Genomic DNA, 16,602 nt, shown 5'->3' with positions numbered 1-16,602 from the left:
GTCTTCGGTCGGACCGTCCGAAATCTATTCATAGCAGTCCAAGTCGGTGCAGGTTGGTGATGTATTTGATGATGATCGCTGCTGTGATGTGCGGGATGTCTTTGTCGGGGCCGATTTTCGCGTCGCGTACGGCGGCGCGGAATCGTTCGGTGGGTGCTAGAGATCCGCACAACGGCTGTTCGGGGCGCCGGTAGTTGTGTAGCAGCGGCAGAAGCGAATGCTGACGTTGACGATCCGGCAGGGCACGCAGTGCGGTCTCGAAGCGTTGCAGCCAGGTTTGATAGTCGGGGATCCGCTGGATCGGGTAGCCGGCGTCGACTATCCAGTCGACGTACTGGTCGAGGCCGATCCCATCGTCGTGGGGGTTCATCGTGTGGAAGGTTTCGTAGTTGCGGTCGATTACTCGTGCGCCGAGGGTCGCGATCGATTCGGCGATGAAATCGACGGGCAGGCCGTCGTAGTGGGCGCGCTGGGGCTTGCCGTCGGCGCCGAGTTGGTAGAACGAGGCGGGCGCGATGCCCGTGGCGACTAGGCTGAGCATTAACCGGGTAAACATGTCGGGGACGTTGAGCTGACCGGTGTAGCGCGTGTCGGCCAGGATCATGCTGCAGCGGAAGACCGCCACGGGCAGCCCGCACAAGTCGTTGGCCTCGCGCAGTAGCACTTCGCTGGCCCATTTGCTGGTGGAGTAGCCGTTGGCGTAGCTGTCATCGAGTTTGCGGGTTGGGCTGATCCGGCGGATGTCGGCGTCCTCGATGAATGCCGCCGGGTCGATCTGGGTGCCCACCCCGATGGTCGAGACGTAGTTGTAGGGCTTGAGCTTGGTAGTGAGGGCGATGCGGATCAGCTCGGCGGTGCCGGCTACGTTGGGGCTGAAGAGCTGGCGGTAGGGAAGGACGTGGTTGACCAGGGCTGCGGGGTCAACGATCAGGTCGACGGTGTCGGCTAGGCGTTGCCAGGTGCGTTGATCGAGCCCGAGGTTGGCCTTGTCCTTATCGCCGATCAGGACTTCGAGATGAGTGCTGGCCAGCTGCTGGTAGTGGGCCAGGAGCTGCGGATCTCCGCTGTCGAAGGTGTTGTCGAGCCTTCGCCGCGCGTCCTCGTTGGATTTGGCTCGTACCAGGCAGATCAGTCTGCCGTTCGCGCGGCCCAGTCGGTCGAGCCATTCCAGGGCCAAAAATCGGCCCAGGAAGCCGGTCGCGCCGGTCAACAACACCGTGCGTGCGTCAGCGCTGGGGCGGGGTAGCGTGGACGCCGCGGCCAGGGTCTTCTCGTCGATGAGCTTCTCTAGTGTCAGGTCGCTGGCGGATACCTCGATGACTTCGCCATTGTGAGGGCCGCCGTGCACCGATTCGAATGTTGGCCGTTTGGTCGTCGCCCTTCGGGCGGTTTCGATGTAGTCGGTGAGGCCCTGCAGGTCGGTCGCCGGACTAATGATGACCCCGACGGGCACGTCGATGTCGAAGATGTCGCGCAGCAGGTTGGCAAACGTCAACGCCGACAGCGAGTCTCCGCCCAGGGCCGTGAAATGCGCCTCGGGCCTCAGATCGGTAGTGGGTGCACCCAAGATCGCACCGGCGGCCCGGCCGATCGTCTCCAGCACTGGGCGTTGGGCACCGGTCTGGCGCAGCATGCGTAGCTGGTTGGCCTGGTTTTCGGCCAGCCCCGTGTAGAGCTGCTCAAGACGTTGGCCGTAGTGCGCCTTGAGTTTTGGGCGGGCCAGCTTGCCGACGTCGGTGAGTAGGCCGTTCTCGGGAGTGAACGGCTTCGTTTCGACGATGAAGTCGCGCGGGATCTCATAGGACTGTAGACCCGCGGCTTTGGCGACGTTTCGCAGCGATTGGCCGATCAGCGTCTTCATCGCCTCACCGCCGAGGCTGCGCGACAACGCGTCTTCGGTGGGCACGACGACCGCCAACAGGTAGGAGCGTTGGCTATTGCCGTAGATGTAGATCTGTTGGATCAGCGGGCTTTGAACGAATACCGTCTCCAATTTGGAGACAGTGACGAATTCACCTTGGGAGAGCTTGAGCACGAAATTGCGCCGGTCCAGATAGGCGAGCCGATCCGGGCCGAGCTCGGCCACAATGTCTCCGGTGCGGTAGTAGCCATCGGGGTCGAACACCTCGGCGGTGACCTCGGGGCGTTTGTAGTACCCGGCAAAAATATCGGCGGACTTGACCAGTAGCTCCCCCCTCGGATGCGGCCGGTCGGTGTGAAAGTAGCCCAGCTCGGGGACGTCGGCGAGTTTGTAGTCGATCACCGGCGGCCGCTGCACCTGGCCATCGACGAACAGCGAGCCAGCCTCGGTCGAGCCGTAGCCGTCGACTAAATGCATCCCGACAAGGGACTCCACCCAGGCCTTCATCTCATCCGACATCGGCGCGGCGCCCGTCGTCGCCGAAATGAACCGCCCACCAAGCACATTCTGGCGCAGCTCGGCCATAACCTGCGCTTCCAGCGCCGCCCGGTCGATATTCTCTGAGGCCCGTCCGTCCAGTCGGCTGCGAAACTCCTGAAACAGCATCTCCCAGATCCGCGGCACGAAGTTCAACTCGGTGGGCCGCACCAACGCCAAGTCGTCCAGGAAGGTTGACAGGTCAGCGCGGGCCACGAAATAGACCGTGCCACCGTTGCCCAACGCTCCATACACGCTACCGCGGCCCATCGCATGGCTCATCGGCGCGAAGCTCAGGATGATCGACGGGCCGGCGCTGTGCTGGCCCCACCTGGCCCTCGTTGACCTGCGCCACGAGTTGGCCACCAAACGTTCGGGATGCATGGCTCCCTTCGGGGCGCCGGTGCTGCCGGAAGTGTAGACGAGCAGCATCAAGGGGTCGTCCTGAGCGGAGATGAACGCCGGCGCGACTGGCAGCAACCGCCCGCGTTCAAGCACGTCGGCCATTGTCTCCACGTTCACCGCCGTGCCTGCCCGCGCCAAGGCCCCCTTCGCGGTGTCAAACGCCTCGCGCTGGTCGTCGACCTGCGGCTGGTAGTCAAATACCACCAGCCTCGTCGGCGCGTGTCCCGTCAACACCAATTCGACGGCCTCCGTTAAGTTTTCCACACTCGAGGCGATCACCGCCGGCTCGGTTTCGGCGACAATCGGTCGAAGCTGGGCCACCGGAGCGCCGGCCTGTAACGGAACCGCTACCGCACCCAGGCGGATCAACGCCAGATCGACGGTGATGAAGTCGGCACTGGCAAAACCCAGGACGCACACCCGATCACCAGGGCACACGGGGTCGCCCGCCAAGGCGCTAGCAACCAGGATGGCGCGGTCCCACAACTGGGCGTAAGTGATGGTCTGGAATTTAGGCAGCAATTGCGCCGAGGTGCGCCCGGTCTGCGCATCACGCACGAACTCAACGGCACGTTGCCCCAACGCCGGCCGGTCGGCGTAGCCCTCCATCACGGTCTGCACGAGCTGCGGCAGCCGCAACCCAGGCGTATCAATCGCCTCGGTGATGGCGTCATCGCGACGGGCAGCAGCGAACTGCTCGTCGGCGCCATACAACTGCACGATTCGGCGCTGCACCAAAGATTCACACGCATGGCTCGACATACCTGATCCTTCACATGATGACTAGAAGCCCCACGGCCCAGCCTTTTCGTGATCGCCGCCGACTCTGCTCTTACTCGTCCGATCCGATCACTTCAGATCAGCAAAAAGTAGGGACCGAAGTCACACTCGACCCTGCCACTAGCCCCTGCGGTAGCATCCGACCGGTATCGCTGCATCAATCGTCACCAATAGTGGTGGCGAATCTTCTTACCCGCCAACTCTTTTGCATTTCATTGCTCCGTTTTGTCACCCCGGCTATGCAAGGGGGCTGTCTGATTAACGGTGGATCCGACCTTGGCATTGGTTAGTTGCCGGTCGGGGTGATCCGGCCGTTGAAGGTGATCGCGAACGCATTCAGGGCAGGCTTCCACCTCATTGCCCATCGTGGCTTACCTCGTCCGGTCGGGTCCAGGGACCGGGTGACCAGATACAGGCATTGCATCGGGGCCTGCTCGGAGGGGAAATGCCCGCGGGCTTAATCGCTCGTCGGTAGCGGGCGGTGAGTGACTCAATGGAATTCGTTGAGCAGATGACCCGGCGGATCTCGGTGTCGTAAGCCTGGCGATACGACGCAATCCCGCTCCGATCGTCACGACGACCCGTACCAAAGCGGCGCGCCGCTCTGGTCGAGAACCCGCGCGCTCGTGGCTGACTGCAAAAACTCAACTCGTCGGGTCGGCGCTGCAAATGATCGAGGAAAAGCCGCACTCGATGTCGAAACGAGCGGAGACGAAGCGGGCTCGTCGGAATAAGAACGCCAACCAGGCAAGCGGCCGGCTTCCGGCAAGCGCGCGAATACGACCAAGGGCTAGCCTGCGTCCGCCGGTCCGTCGATCATTGGTAACCGCACTCGGAAAGTCGTTCTGCCAGGAATCGATTCGGCAGTGACGGAACCCTCGTGCGCCTTGACGATCGAGCTCACGATGGCCAGACCCAACCCAATGCCCGAACCGTTGGAGCGCGACGCGTCTGCCCGGACGAACCGTTCGAACAACCGGGGGAGGAGGGCGGCATCGATCCCGGGCCCGTCGTCGGCGACCGTCAGCTCCGCGCAGGGCGCTTCGGGCCCGGCGCGGTGGCAGGTGATCCCGGTGGTCACGGTCACCCCGGGCGGGGTGTGCAGGCGGGCATTGCTGAGCAGATTGCTGACGAGCTGGTGCAGCCGGGCATGGTCACCGCGGACCCACACGGGTGTGTCCGGCAGCTTCTTCAACCAGTGGTGTGTCGGCGCCGCGACCGCAGCGTCGTTCACCGCGTTGTCGACGACGTCGGTCAGGTCGACGTCCTCGGTTTCCAGATCCTGTCCCTCGCCCAGGCGCGACAGCAGCAAGAGTTCGTCGACCAGCAACGTCATCCGACGTGCCTCGGATTCGATTCGGGCCAGGGCGTATTCGGTGGTCGGTGGCAGCGCTTCGCTGTCCTGGCGGGTCAATTCGGCATAACCCTGGATCGCTGCCAGCGGGGTACGCAGCTCGTGACTGGCGTCGGTGATGAATTGGCGCATGCGCAGGTCGGATTCGGCACGATGCGCCAGCGCGCTGTCCACGTTGTTCAGCAGCCGGTTCAGCGTGTGTCCGACGATCCCGACCTCGTTGTCGGGGTCGGTGTCCGGCGGCCGGACCCGGACACTGATTCGCTGGTCACCGTCGGTCAGCGGCATCGCGGCCACTTCGGCGGCGGTCGCGGCGAGCCGGCGTAACGGCCGCAGGGTGTACCCGACGACCCACACGGTGAGCGCGGCCGTGACGGTCAGGGCCGCCGCGATGAGCACCGTGGTGGTGATCTGCTTACGGACGATGATCTGGTCGGCGAGGTTCAGCGAGACCCCGACGACCAGCAGATCGCTTCCGGCGGCGCGGCTCTGCACGCGGTAAGAACCCAGGCTGCCGAGGCGTTCGGTTCGCGGAGGGCCGTCGCCCCAGCGCTGGTCCTGGATGGCGCGGACGACGTCGGCCGGGGCGGGTTTCGGTTGATCCTCCGAGAACACCGCCGAACCGATCACCGCGCCGTCGTGCAGCACGGCGATGAGGTTGCCCGGCGTCTGTTCGGTGAACTCCAGCATCGCCTGGGCGATCGGCGGCGTGGTGCCGCGATCCGCCGACTTGTGCTCACCGTTGCGATATCGCGTGTACGAATTGCTCAGCGCGTCAAGCGATTGGGCGACGTCGACGTCGCTCATCGCGGTGACGTAGCCGCGCAGGCTGAGCACCGAGACGAACCCCACCGTCACCAGCACGACGCTGACGACGGCCAGCACGCCCAGCAGCAGCTGGCGTCGCAACGAATGGGGAAGCCAGCGCGGGCGGTCCTTTGAGGCGGAAGGGGTCTCGCCGGTCATTCCGGCGGCCGCAGCATGTACCCGACACCGCGAACGGTGTGGATCATCGGCTCTCGGCCCGAGTCGATCTTCTTCCTCAGGTAGGAGATGTAGAGGTCGACGATGCTGGTCCGCCCCGCGAAGTCGTAGTTCCACACCCGGTCGAGGATCTCCGTGCGGCTCAGCGCGCGGCGGGGGTTCCGCATGAGGAAGCGGAGCAGCTCGAACTCGGTCGAGGACAGCGATATCGGCGTGCCGCCACGGTTCACCTCCCGGCTGGCCGTGTCGACCCGCAAGTCGCCGACCTTGAGCGTCTCGGCGGCGGCCGGTGGCGTCTGCTGGCCGGAGCGGCGCAGCAATCCCCGCAGCCGGGCGACCAGCTCCTCGAGGCTGAACGGCTTCGTCATGTAGTCGTCGGCCCCCGCGGTGAGCCCGGTCACCCGGTCCATGACCGAGTCGCGCGCGGTCAGGAACAGCGTGGGCGTGTAGGAGTCCGAGCCGCGGACCCGCTCCAGGATCCGCAGGCCGTCCACGTCGGGAAGCATGATGTCGAGGACGAGGACGTCGGGGCAGACCTTTTCGAACTTTGCGAGGGCCTCGCGTCCGTTGTGCGCGATGTCGACGACCCAGCCCTCGTAGTGCAGCGCCATCTTGACCAGGTTGGTGAGCGCCGGTTCGTCATCGACCAGCAAAACCCGGATCGGCGATCCATCGGCGCGATAGATGCGGGGCAGCTGCCCCAGGATGGCTTGGCGTGGCCGCTGGTTTCCCGCGTATCCCGACATTGCAGTCATGTTCCTACATTCTCTCAAGCCCACATGGAGTTGTCACGAAGCTCATAGACACCTCAAATGTTTGGTTGTTTTTTTCCTCACAATCGGGGCTGCACATATATGCGTCTTATATGATTTTGATGAGTGAAGTTGATGTGCGTTGAATTGCGAAAAATACTGGACTGCAGCCGTCTTGCACTGGACGAGCTGACTTAAAAGAGGTTAGGCAATCCAAATCGACGGCCTGAAAACAATTTTCGTTATCGGAGGGCCGCGGCACATCGGCGGATGCCGTCGGGGCTGGACACGTACGCACGGCGGCGGGGGGACAACGGCGTCCCAGAGCCGGTCGACGGCAAGTTACGTGATGTTACGAATGTCGGTGTCTTGAAATGTGCCTGGTGGCACTATCAGTGGCGCCGTTCGGTCGCGTGCCGCGGGGCGGTTCGTCGCCCGCACCGGCCGCCTCGCGCGGCGGCGAACGCGCCCCCAGCACGGTCGTTCACGCGAATGCCGACACTCGCGTCGGCTCGGGTCGGCCGCCGGCCGGGACCCGTGGGCGCCGCCCCCGAATAAGTCCCGCTCCGGCGCCCATCGGGTTCCCTTGGCTCGGCCGCCGGTGCCCCGCGCCGTGCCGGGGATCGCCGGCCGCATTCACCGGCTCGTCGTTGTCCGGCCGCTCCGGCTCGCCGGTTATCGCGGTGTCAGCAAACATTCACGAAGAAGGAAGACAATGGATTTTGGTGCGTTGCCGCCGGAGGTCAATTCCGGTCGGATGTACATGGGTCCGGGGCCGGCGACGATGTTGGCCGCGTCCGCCGGGTGGGAGTCACTGGCCGCCGAATTGAGCACCGCCGCCGGCGGCTACCAGTCGGCGATCACGGAGTTGACCCAGGAGTGGCAGGGCCCGACCTCGATGTCGATGGCCGCCGCGGTGGCGCCGTACGTGGTGTGGATGCGCGTGACCGCCGAGCAGTGCGAGCAGGCGGCCCAGCAGGCCACCGCCGCGGCGGGCGCTTACGAAGTGGCGTACGCCATGACGGTGCCCCCGCCGCTCATCGCGGTCAACCGGGCTCGGTTGATGGCGTTGGTCGCGACGAACCTGTTCGGACAGAACACGCCGGCCATCATGGCGACCGAGGCCGAGTACAGCGAGATGTGGGCGCAGGACGCCACGGCGATGTACACCTACGCGGCCAATTCGGCGTCGGCGTCGACGTTCAGCACCTTCTCCGCGCCGCCGCAGACGACCAATCCCGGCGGGGTCACTGGTCAGGCCGGCGCGGCCGCGCAGGCGACCGGCGGCAATGTCCAATCGACGTCGACGCAATTGATGTCCTCTGTGCCGCAAGCCCTGCAGAGCCTGGCGACTCCCGGATCGACGTCGGTATCCGCGGCCTCGCCTACGGCGGTGGGCGGTGCCGCCGCCTCACTGGGCTCGTCGGGCATCTCGGCTCCGCTCAGTGCCCTGTCGAGCGTGACCGGGACGTCCAAGACCGCCACCAAGAGTGCCAGCGCGGGGGCTGGGGCACTGTCGGGCCTGAGCTCGAGTCTTGGCGCTCTGTTGAGCGGAAACGCTGCCGGGACCCTGCTTGACACATTCGGGTTGGGCTCCGACGTGGCCGGCTTGGGCGCCGACGGTGCGGGCTTGGGCGCCGACGGCGCCGGACTGGGTTTCGACGGGTACGGCCTGTCGCTGGATTTCGCCGGGGTGGACACGATCACGGGGGCCGCTGGGGCCGAAGGCCTCCCGCACCTCGGAGACCTGGGTGGCCTGGGAGCCCTCGGGCCCGCGGGCCTGGGGGAGGGCGCGTCGGCGGGCGTGGGCCAGGCGGCCTCGTTGGGAACGTTGTCGGTGCCGCCGACGTGGGCCGAGGCGGTCTCGTCGGTGACGCCGCTGCCGGCTATGGACGCGAACACCATGCCGGGCGGGTGGGGTGCTGCGCCGTCGGCGCCCAGCACGGCGGGTGTTTCCAAGTTGCCGCTGGGCGGCATGGTCGGCCGGGAGTCCGAGGGCTCGGTCCAGCGGATCGGGTTCCGCTCCTCGCTGATTCCCCGCTCGCCGGTCGCCGGCTGATCACCTTTCGTGTCGCGAGGGTCCGCAAATGTACGCGCTCGGCGGCGTGTCGTTGTACAGACACGCGCGCTCGCGGCGTTCACGCGGGTTGGTGCCGGGATGAGCAAAAACGCCGGGGCCGCACACCGATCGGTGTGCGGCCCCGGGTTCGAGAAAGCGGTGCGTCAGGCCCAGCTGGACCCGACGGCGCTGTCGGTGCTCGCCATGTTGCTGCCGGCGGTCTGCACCTTCTGGCCGTGGGAGTTGGCCTGCTCGTAGATCACCTGGAAGTTACGACCCAACTGGGTGATGAACTCCTGGCAGGCGACCGAACCGGCGCCGCCCCAGAAGTCACCGGCGGCCAGCACATCGCGAACGATGGCCTGGTGCTCGGCCTCCAGCGAGGCGGCCTGCGCGCGGATCAGGGCGCCGTGGGAGTCCACATCGCCGAACTGGTAGTTAATGGTCATGTCTAGCTCCTTTTCAAGTAGTGGACGGTAGCCGGTACTAGCTGCCGAGGATCTGCTGCGAAGCCTGCTCTTGCTGCTCGTAGTTGTTCGCGTCGCGGATCAGTCCGTCGCGAACCCCGTGCAGCATGTTCACGATGTTGCGGAAGGCCTGGTTGACCTGGCCCATGGTGTCGTAGGAGGTCGCCTGGGCCTGGCCGCTCCAGCCGGCACCGGCGATGTTCATCGACGACGCCCACATCTTGCGGGCCTCGTCCTCAACGGTCTGCGCGTGGACCTCGAAACGTCCCGCCATCGCCCGCATTTCGTGCGGGTCAGTCATAAAACGTGTAGCCATGTTGCCTTTCTCCTTTTTCTTGTTTGTGTCGACGCTCGACAGGCTGTCGAAAGTCTTATTCAGGTGGATTTTGGTGCGGTGATGGCCGCAACACGGAATAGATTACGGCCTACCGGTTAATTGCTCGCCTCAAATGGATGACATATCCCGCTTGTTTCCCGTTGTCAGACGACAACCTGCTTGGGCATGACGGTCGGCTTGAACCCGTACCGCGGTCCCGCGTAGGCGCCCGCGGCGCCCTTGGCGGCCCCCGCCATTCCCGGCATGCCGGGCATCGCCGCGACGGGCTCGCCGGCCTCGGAGGCGACCGTCCAGCCCGAGCCCTCCAGCGGGGCGGTCGAGGAGGCGAGGGTTGCCGGGGCGGCCGCAGACCAGCCGGCCGGCACCGAGAGGCCACCGACCGCGGAGGCCTCGCCCAGCGTTCCCGCGACCCCAGCTCCACTGACCGAGTTCACCAGCGCCCCTTCGCCGATGATCGCGCCACCGGCCAACGGGGTGACGGAGTCGGCGGCGGCGGCGGCCGGTGCGGCCGCGGCGAGCGTGTGGCCCAGCGATACCGAGGTCGGGATGGCGTTCATGACGAACCAGGCCGCGGTGTTGACGGCGCCGTTGATGCCGTTGAACAACATCGGCGTGCCGAGCAGGCCGTCGATGCTGGTCTCGAGAGGCGTCAGGCCGAGCGTGTCGATCACGGTTTGAATGCCCTGGCCGATGTACCCACCGTTCAGCACCGAGGTCAGGTTGCTGATCAGCCCGTCCAGGACCGACGCCGCCGGCGTGGCCGCGGCGTTGGTGAACGCCGCGGAGACCGCACCGCCCTGGGTGGCGGCCGCGGCCGGGCTGGCGGTCGGCGCCGCCGGCAGCAACGGCTGCAGCACCCCCGAGGCCGTCGACGCAGCCGCGTAGGTGTACATCGTGATCGCGTCCTGGACCCACATCTCCGCGTACTGCGCCTCGGTGGCCGCGATCGCGGGCGTGTTGATGCCCAGGAAGTTGGTCGCGACCAGCGCCGACAGCAGCGCCCGGTTCGCAGCGATGACCGGCGGCGGCACCGTCGCCGTGAACGCCGCCTCGTAAGCGGCCGCCGACGCCGAGGCCTGGGCGCCCGCCTGCTCGGCCGCCGCGGCGGTGGTGGTCAGCCAGCTCACGTAGGGCTGGGCCGCGGCGGCCGCCGCGGTCGACCCCGCGCCGGTCCACTGCTCACCGGTCAGCGTGCCGATGATCGAGTCCCAGGAGGTCGCCGTGGTGCTCAGCTCCGCGGCCAGGTTGTTCCAGGCCGTCGCCGCCGCCATCAGCGGGCCCGAGCCGGCACCGGCGTACATCAGTCCGGAGTTGATCTCGGGGGGCAGACCTGCAAAATCTAAAACCATTGGTATCAGTCCTTTTCGTCCGAATCCGCTGTTTGCTGTACCTGCGCGCGCCGGCCGCCTAGACGGCCTTGACCTTCGGCATGACGATGGGCTTGACGCCGTAGCGCGGCGCACCGAAGCCGGCGCTGTTGCGCGCAGCGGCACCCATTCCGGGCATGCCGGGCACGATGGTGCCCGGGCCGGCCTGCGGGGCGGCGGCCGTCCAACCGACCGTCTGCGCCGCGGTGGCGGGGCTGACGCTCGAGGTGAGGGTGCCGGCCCAGCTCGGCGGGGCGGACAACTTGCCGACCATGGTCGCCTGGCCCATGCCGGCGACCGGCATCGCGCCCATGCCGCCGGCGGGCGCCGTGTAGCCCACGGCGTCCGCGGCGCCGGCGGCGCCGGCGACGTCACCCGCGGCCGCGGCGGCATCGCCGGAGTCGGCGGGCAGCAGACCGCCACCGGCCATGCCGAGCAGGTCGGAGGCCGCCGAGGTCCAGTTGCCACCGCCGATGTTGAACAGGTTGGCCGTGTTGCTGGACAGGCTGGTCGCCAAGCCGTTGGTGCTGGTGAGCGGGCCGCCGAAGAGCGTGCCGAGCTGGTTGATCACGTCGACCGGGGTGGCCGCGACGACGTTGGCGGCCTCCGTGTCCGTGTAGGTGCCGGAGCTCAATCCCAGGGTGGTGACGAACTGCTGCTGGATGGCCTGCGCTTCGGCGGCGATCTGCTGGTACATGCTGCCGTAGCCCGAGAAGAGCGCCGCCTGCAGGGCCGAGACCGAGTCGGCGGCAGCGGGGGCAACACCCGTTGTCGGCGCGGCGATGCCCGCATTCTGCGCGGTCAGCGAAGTGCCGATTGCCTCCAGTTGCTGCGCTGCGGCGAGCAACTCTGCAGGGATGGCTGTCAGAAATGACATCTACTGCTCCTAGTGTTCGGAAAATGCCGGTCCACCTGCGGTGGATCGACCCTGTGCGTTGGCGTAACGGGCCCTGTGCGTTGGCGGTAAGGCTAATGAGCCACGGCTCCACATTCCCGACGGAAAAGGCTAGGGTGACGGGCGTTTACGGCTTCTTAACGAAGCGGTCGATAGTTTTAACGAGCTCCTGCCGGCCGACATAGTGTTGTCATCTGAGATCGGGCGGCAATGGGCCCACTGGGCTGCGGCGCGCGCATCTTAGGCCAGGGCCAGCCGGGACGCATCCCCAGAATTTTGGGACCTTTCACGCGGGATGCGGTGACCCGAATCCCGTCTGCGCGCGCTACATTCGCCGCCGGGCCCCCATAGCCCAATTGGCAGAGGCAGCGGACTTAAAATCCGCCAAGTGTCGGTTCGAGTCCGACTGGGGGCACGGGGCGTGGGCCCCGCCCGCCGGTCCCGTCGCGGAGCCCGCCGCAAACCCTCGGGGCGCAGTAAGTTGGTCGATCAGCACGCGCACGCCCACCGCGAAGGAGCCGACGCCGAAGTGACCGACGATCCGCGCGGTGACGGCGTCTCCCGCCAATACGACCGGTGGCAATACCCGCCCCCGGTGACCGACCTCGAGAGGTGGACCAAGAACCACTGGGACTGGTTCGACCCCTTTTGGGCCCATCGGGTCCTGTGGCCCGACCGGGACTATCGACCGAACCTGGACATCCTGATCGCGGGATGCGGCACGTATCAGGCGGCGGTGTACGCGTTCATGAACCGCACCGCCAAGGTGGTGGCCATCGACGTCAGCCGCACGGCGCTAGACCACCAGCAATACCTGAAGGACAAACACGGGCTGGGAAACCTCGAGTTGCGCCTGCTGCCGATCGAGGAGGCCGCGGCGCTGGGCAGCGACTTTGATCTCATCGTGTCCAGCGGCGTCCTCCACCACTTGGCCGACCCCCTGGCCGGCCTCACGGCGCTCGGCGGCCTCCTGCGGCCGGACGGCGCGATGGGCCTCATGCTGTACGCCAAGTACGGCCGCATCGGGGTGGAAATCCTCGCGTCGGTGTTTCGCGACCTCGGACTGTCGCAGGACGAGGCGTCGGTCCAAGTGGTCAAAGACACGATCGCCGCGCTACCCGCCGAGCACCCGGTTCGCGGCTACCTCAAGGTGGCGCGCGACCTGCTGACCGACGGCGCGGTTGTCGACACGTTCCTGCACGCACGCGAACGCAGCTACACCGTCGGGGAGTGTCTGGACCTCGTAAGCTCCGCCGGGCTCGCCTTCCAGGGCTGGTTCCACAAGACGCCGTACTACCCCCACGACCTGCTCACGCCCGCGAGCGGGCTGCACGCCGCGCTGGATCGCCTGCCCGACTCCAAGCTGTGGTCGGTGATGGAACGCCTGCAGACGGTCAACGCCACGCACTTCTTCATGGCCTGCCGCCCCGAACGTCCCGAGGCGGGCTACACGATCGATTTCTCGACGGCCGAATCGCTCGATTACGTGCCACTGACGCGCACGGCGTGCCTGCTGTCGGGCGACGAGATCTTTCTGCCCGGCGCCAAGCTGAAGCTGAACCAGGCCCAGCTGCCCTTCGTCCGGCACGTCGACGGCCGCCGGACCATCCGGGAGATCGTTGAATGTGTGACAGGCGAAGCTGCCGATGCGCCGGACAGCCGCACCGAACCGGTGGAATTCGCGCGCAAGCTGTTCCGGGAGCTATGGCGCCTGGACTTCCTGGCGGTGGCGCTCAGGGGGAGCGTCACCGGTTAGCTCACTTCGTGTTCGGCGCCGCCTCGGGCCCCGGTCGCTCCGTTTCTTCCGCCTCGACCTCCTCGTGCCTGCGCTCGTGCCTGCGGAAATAGGTCTCGGCGCTGAGCAGCCGCTTGATGGCGTCGAGGTAGCGGTCAGTGTCCATCGTCAACTCCTTCCGGGTGCCCGCCGACCGCGGCCGGTCAGGCCCTCGCCCAGCGCCACAATTGTCTGCCGGGCTTGCCGGGCCGAGGCCGTGTAGCGCTCACTGTCGCCTGCGGCGCCTGGCCTTTCGGCCAGCTGGAGGGACAGTCTCGCCTTCTCCTTGAGAATCCGGATCACCATCCAGACGGCGTCTTCAACCTCGTCGTCGAGCGCGGACAACAACGCCTCGGCCGTCCAGCCGTGACCGACCTGGCAGCGGTAGCTGTTGTCGGAGACGGCTATGAGCGGACTGTGGCAGTTCGGGCACGTATAGCCCGTCGGGCGGCCCAGCTCGTCGGCGCCGACGGAGGCTGCGAACTGGCTGCCCATCGCGATCCGGTTCTCCAACTCGAGCCGGCCGTCCGGGTCGGCCTCGGGCGCTTCGACACCCCGCTCGACCAGCTGCCCGAGGAGGCCGCCGATCTCCCTGGCGGCGACGGCGTGGTCGGCCACGCCGGCCCGCAGGGCGTTTCGCGGCAGGTCGGGGAACAGCGCGTCGGTGGGTTCCTGGACCACGGTCACTCCTCCCTTGGACTTGATCGCCTGTAACCCGGCCACCCCGTCGTCCAGCATCCCCGACATCAGGACACCGATCGCCCGTGGCCCGTAATCCAGTGCGACGGAACGGAAGAGGACATCGATCGAGGGCCTGTGACCGCTTTCCCACGGCCCGTCCGACAGGACCACCCGGTGGCCTCGCGCGAGCAGGTGATGGTCGGGCACCGCGGCGTAGATCCGGCCGCGCTCCAGGACGGCCCCGTCGACCGCCGTGGTGGCCGGCAACGTGCCGCTGCGATCGATGATCCGCGCCAAGACGGACGGCGCATTACGGCCCATGTGGGTCACGACCATGACCGCGAACGGGAACCCGGCCGGCATGCTCGCCGCCAGGTCGGACAGCGCCTCGATACCGCCGGCGGATGCGCCGATCGCGACGACCCCGTCAGCGGGCGTTGCCGTAGGACCCATGCCCTGCCCAGCCTCCCGCTCGTCCGCTCATCCCGGGTGTATGGCCTTCAACACTCGCCTCGCCCGGGGCGCGACGCCAAGGGCCTTAAGCCCCCGGCTCGGGTGCCCTTCGTCGCGCGCCGGGCGGCCCGCGGGCCGACTCTTACGAAACCCCTTGAACGCGTGCGCATTACACCAAAGTTTCCGCGCTCGGGCCTGCCGCCGCAGACGCGCGGCGGCGGCACTCCTACACTGGCCAATCGTGGGCATGCTGGCTGGTCTCGCGCCGTGGATCGTCTATTGGGTGCTGGTCGGAAACGTTCCCCTCCGCGTCGCCGCGCTGGTCGCGCTGGCGATCGCCGTCGCCGCCCTCGCCATGGGCGACGACGCGTCGAAGGGCGGCGGCGAGAAGCCGGAGCGAACGTTCGAACTCGGTTCGCTGGCAATTCTTTTCGTGCTAACCGTGCTGACTTTCAGCCTCGGCGGGTCCTTCCTTCGGCAGTGGATCCTGCCGCTCGGCAACGCCGGGCTTTTGCTGGTGGCGCTCGCCGGCGCGCTCACCGGGCGGCCGTTCGTGCGCGCGTTCGCGGCCGCCGGGCAGCCCGCCGACGTCCTCAAGACCGAACTCTTCGGCCGGCTCGTCACGGTGCTGGGCTGGCTCTGGGTCGCGACGTTCGCCGGCATGACGGTGGCGTCGGTAATCCCGCCGATCGCACTCCGTTCGAGTCTCACGGAGGCCAGCCTGCTCGACACGAAGACCCCGGTGTCGTTCGTCTGCTACTGGGTGATCCCGTTCGTCCTGTTCGGGCTGGCGGCTCTCGCATCGCGATTGCTGCCCGACCGGATGCTTGCCGGAATCGACGACGTGGCGCGCGAAACATCGTTCGTCGCCTACGACGAGGCCACCATCGACGAGCTGTATTACCTGGCGCAGGAACACGCCAACCGCGAGGTGGGCCCGGGCAAGGAGGCGTACAACGTCAAGGTCGGGGGCATGGGGACCCCCCTGACCGGCGACGAGTCCCGCAAGTCCTGGCCCTCCACCTACAAAGTCCGCGATAAGCGGCGCTGACGGATACGTTGGTTTCGGGGGGGCGAGTCCTGGAGGGGCCGCACGCGCTCCGCCTCCGTCGCGGCCAGATCAAGGAGCAGGAGTGAACGCAGTCAGCCCGGACGCCATCCGAGCCGAGACGGTCAGCATGACCGGCTACGGCGGCGACGACATCGAGGCATATCAGGCGACACCACTGGCGAACGGATCCCGCGGCGGGATCGTCTGGATCCACCACATGCCCGGCTACGACCGCGAGACCAAGGAGTTCGTCCGGCGGCTTGCCGACAGCGGCTACCACGTGGTCGCCCCGAACCTGTATTCCCGCGAGGCCCCGGGCGCCTCGCCCGACGACGCCGCCGCGGCGGCGCGCGCGGCCGGCGGGGTGCCCGACGAGCGGCTGGTCGGGGACGTCGCGGGCGCCGTCGAGCAGCTGCGTTCGCTGCCCGGGGCGAACGGGAAGGTCGGGGTGATCGGCCACTGCTCCGGCGGCCGGCACGCGTTCCTGGCGGCGTGCTCGCTGCCGATGGACGCCGCGGTGGACTGCTACGGCGGCTTTGTCGTCGAGCAGCCGCCCGAGCAGGTGCCTCGCGCCATCAAGCCGATCCTGCACCTCGCGCCCAAGCTCAGCTGCCCGCTGCTGGGCCTGTTCGGCGTCGAGGACAAGTTCCCCGCTCCCGACGCGGTGGCGACGCTGGACGCGGAATTGACCAAGCTGGGCAAGCCGCACGAGTTCCACTCGTACGACGGCGCGGGCCACGCGTTCTTCTCCGTCGACCGGCCGGTGTACCGCGTCGAGGCGGCGGTGGACGGCTGGCGCCGCATCGACGAGTTCTTCGCCACCCACCTGAAAGGCTAGGCATCGC

13 protein-coding genes, 1 tRNA gene and 1 pseudogene are annotated in these 16,602 nt (G+C 67.1%); 5 read left to right on the top strand and 10 right to left on the bottom strand.

Translation table 11 applies throughout. The features are described from left to right. Window positions 1–28 precede the first annotated feature (28 nt). The 4 genes and pseudogenes from car to G6N56_RS11430 all read right to left on the bottom strand — a co-directional run bounded on the left by car (window position 29) and on the right by G6N56_RS11430 (window position 6,676). Window positions 29–3,565 (bottom strand): carboxylic acid reductase, encoded by a 3,537-nt coding sequence (gene car, locus G6N56_RS29470; RefSeq protein WP_085256659.1) that lies wholly within the window; start codon window positions 3,563–3,565, stop codon window positions 29–31. A gap of 304 nt (window positions 3,566–3,869) precedes the next feature. Then, window positions 3,870–4,120 (bottom strand): annotated as a pseudogene (locus G6N56_RS11440) (transposase); the annotation flags it as partial. A 253-nt stretch (window positions 4,121–4,373) separates the two neighbouring features. After that, window positions 4,374–5,903 carry a sensor histidine kinase gene (locus tag G6N56_RS11435; protein WP_085256660.1) on the bottom strand — a complete coding sequence of 510 codons (1,530 nt, stop codon included), beginning with the start codon at window positions 5,901–5,903 and terminating at the stop codon, window positions 4,374–4,376. Further along, window positions 5,900–6,676, bottom strand: a complete 777-nt coding sequence (locus G6N56_RS11430) for a response regulator transcription factor (RefSeq protein ID WP_085256661.1) — start codon at window positions 6,674–6,676, stop codon at window positions 5,900–5,902. The genes G6N56_RS11435 and G6N56_RS11430 overlap by 4 nt, the downstream gene beginning before the upstream one ends. 712 nt (window positions 6,677–7,388) lie before the next feature. On the opposite strand from G6N56_RS11430, the gene G6N56_RS11425 reads away from it, so the two are divergent. Further along, the gene (locus tag G6N56_RS11425) at window positions 7,389–8,732 is read left to right on the top strand and encodes a PPE family protein (RefSeq protein ID WP_085256662.1); all 1,344 of its coding nucleotides are present in this window, start codon (window positions 7,389–7,391) and stop codon (window positions 8,730–8,732) included. Window positions 8,733–8,896: 164 nt separating this feature from the next. Here the strand turns inward: G6N56_RS11425 and G6N56_RS11420 are convergent, their stop codons facing one another. From G6N56_RS11420 to G6N56_RS11405, 4 genes are all read right to left on the bottom strand, one after another. Further along, the gene (locus tag G6N56_RS11420) at window positions 8,897–9,181 is read right to left on the bottom strand and encodes a WXG100 family type VII secretion target (protein ID WP_085254792.1); all 285 of its coding nucleotides are present in this window, start codon (window positions 9,179–9,181) and stop codon (window positions 8,897–8,899) included. Window positions 9,182–9,218: 37 nt separating this feature from the next. Continuing rightward, complete coding sequence (locus G6N56_RS11415; RefSeq protein ID WP_067929734.1) at window positions 9,219–9,515, bottom strand: WXG100 family type VII secretion target; 297 nt, start codon at window positions 9,513–9,515, stop codon at window positions 9,219–9,221. 164 nt (window positions 9,516–9,679) lie between these two features. Continuing rightward, window positions 9,680–10,885 carry a PPE family protein gene (locus G6N56_RS11410; protein WP_085254571.1) on the bottom strand — a complete coding sequence of 402 codons (1,206 nt, stop codon included), beginning with the start codon at window positions 10,883–10,885 and terminating at the stop codon, window positions 9,680–9,682. A gap of 58 nt (window positions 10,886–10,943) precedes the next feature. Next, window positions 10,944–11,780: a PPE family protein, SVP subgroup gene (locus tag G6N56_RS11405; protein ID WP_085254570.1), complete on the bottom strand. Its 837-nt coding sequence runs from the start codon at window positions 11,778–11,780 to the stop codon at window positions 10,944–10,946. A gap of 359 nt (window positions 11,781–12,139) precedes the next feature. On the opposite strand from G6N56_RS11405, the gene G6N56_RS11400 reads away from it, so the two are divergent. Continuing rightward, window positions 12,140–12,213: transfer RNA gene (locus G6N56_RS11400), tRNA-Leu, on the top strand. Between the two features lie 114 nt (window positions 12,214–12,327). Then, window positions 12,328–13,554, top strand: a complete 1,227-nt coding sequence (locus G6N56_RS11395) for a class I SAM-dependent methyltransferase (protein ID WP_085254575.1) — start codon at window positions 12,328–12,330, stop codon at window positions 13,552–13,554. Window position 13,555: 1 nt separating this feature from the next. On the opposite strand, the gene G6N56_RS11390 is transcribed toward G6N56_RS11395, so the two are convergent. Together G6N56_RS11390 and G6N56_RS11385 are read right to left on the bottom strand one after the other, a co-directional pair. Next, window positions 13,556–13,699, bottom strand: coding sequence for a hypothetical protein (locus G6N56_RS11390; protein ID WP_158090689.1), 144 nt, complete (start codon window positions 13,697–13,699; stop codon window positions 13,556–13,558). A 2-nt stretch (window positions 13,700–13,701) separates the two neighbouring features. Continuing rightward, window positions 13,702–14,706 (bottom strand): chemotaxis protein CheB, encoded by a 1,005-nt coding sequence (locus G6N56_RS11385; RefSeq protein WP_085254569.1) that lies wholly within the window; start codon window positions 14,704–14,706, stop codon window positions 13,702–13,704. 241 nt (window positions 14,707–14,947) lie between these two features. Between G6N56_RS11385 and G6N56_RS11380 the strand changes: the two genes are divergently transcribed. Together G6N56_RS11380 and G6N56_RS11375 are read left to right on the top strand one after the other, a co-directional pair. Then, complete coding sequence (locus tag G6N56_RS11380; RefSeq protein WP_085254568.1) at window positions 14,948–15,757, top strand: hypothetical protein; 810 nt, start codon at window positions 14,948–14,950, stop codon at window positions 15,755–15,757. Window positions 15,758–15,839: 82 nt separating this feature from the next. Beyond that, window positions 15,840–16,595: a dienelactone hydrolase family protein gene (locus G6N56_RS11375; RefSeq protein WP_197746666.1), complete on the top strand. Its 756-nt coding sequence runs from the start codon at window positions 15,840–15,842 to the stop codon at window positions 16,593–16,595. The last annotated feature ends 7 nt before the right edge of the window (window positions 16,596–16,602 follow it).

This window comes from Mycobacterium saskatchewanense, assembly GCF_010729105.1.
GTDB classification, from domain to species: Bacteria; Actinomycetota; Actinomycetes; order Mycobacteriales; family Mycobacteriaceae; genus Mycobacterium; species Mycobacterium saskatchewanense.
The sequence above is the reverse complement of the archived record's forward strand: the minus strand, read 5'-3'. Positions and strand labels throughout refer to the sequence as shown.

Coding starts and splice junctions, on each gene's coding strand:
- G6N56_RS11385 (WP_085254569.1), bottom strand. CDS start 14,706: ATGGGTCCTACGGCAACGCCCGCTGACGGGGTCGTCGCGATCGGCGCA.
- G6N56_RS11420 (WP_085254792.1), bottom strand. CDS start 9,181: ATGACCATTAACTACCAGTTCGGCGATGTGGACTCCCACGGCGCCCTG.
- G6N56_RS11425 (WP_085256662.1), top strand. CDS start 7,389: ATGGATTTTGGTGCGTTGCCGCCGGAGGTCAATTCCGGTCGGATGTAC.
- G6N56_RS11405 (WP_085254570.1), bottom strand. CDS start 11,780: ATGTCATTTCTGACAGCCATCCCTGCAGAGTTGCTCGCCGCAGCGCAG.
- car (WP_085256659.1), bottom strand. CDS start 3,565: ATGTCGAGCCATGCGTGTGAATCTTTGGTGCAGCGCCGAATCGTGCAG.
- G6N56_RS11435 (WP_085256660.1), bottom strand. CDS start 5,903: ATGACCGGCGAGACCCCTTCCGCCTCAAAGGACCGCCCGCGCTGGCTT.
- G6N56_RS11390 (WP_158090689.1), bottom strand. CDS start 13,699: ATGGACACTGACCGCTACCTCGACGCCATCAAGCGGCTGCTCAGCGCC.
- G6N56_RS11410 (WP_085254571.1), bottom strand. CDS start 10,885: ATGGTTTTAGATTTTGCAGGTCTGCCCCCCGAGATCAACTCCGGACTG.
- G6N56_RS11430 (WP_085256661.1), bottom strand. CDS start 6,676: ATGACTGCAATGTCGGGATACGCGGGAAACCAGCGGCCACGCCAAGCC.
- G6N56_RS11415 (WP_067929734.1), bottom strand. CDS start 9,515: ATGGCTACACGTTTTATGACTGACCCGCACGAAATGCGGGCGATGGCG.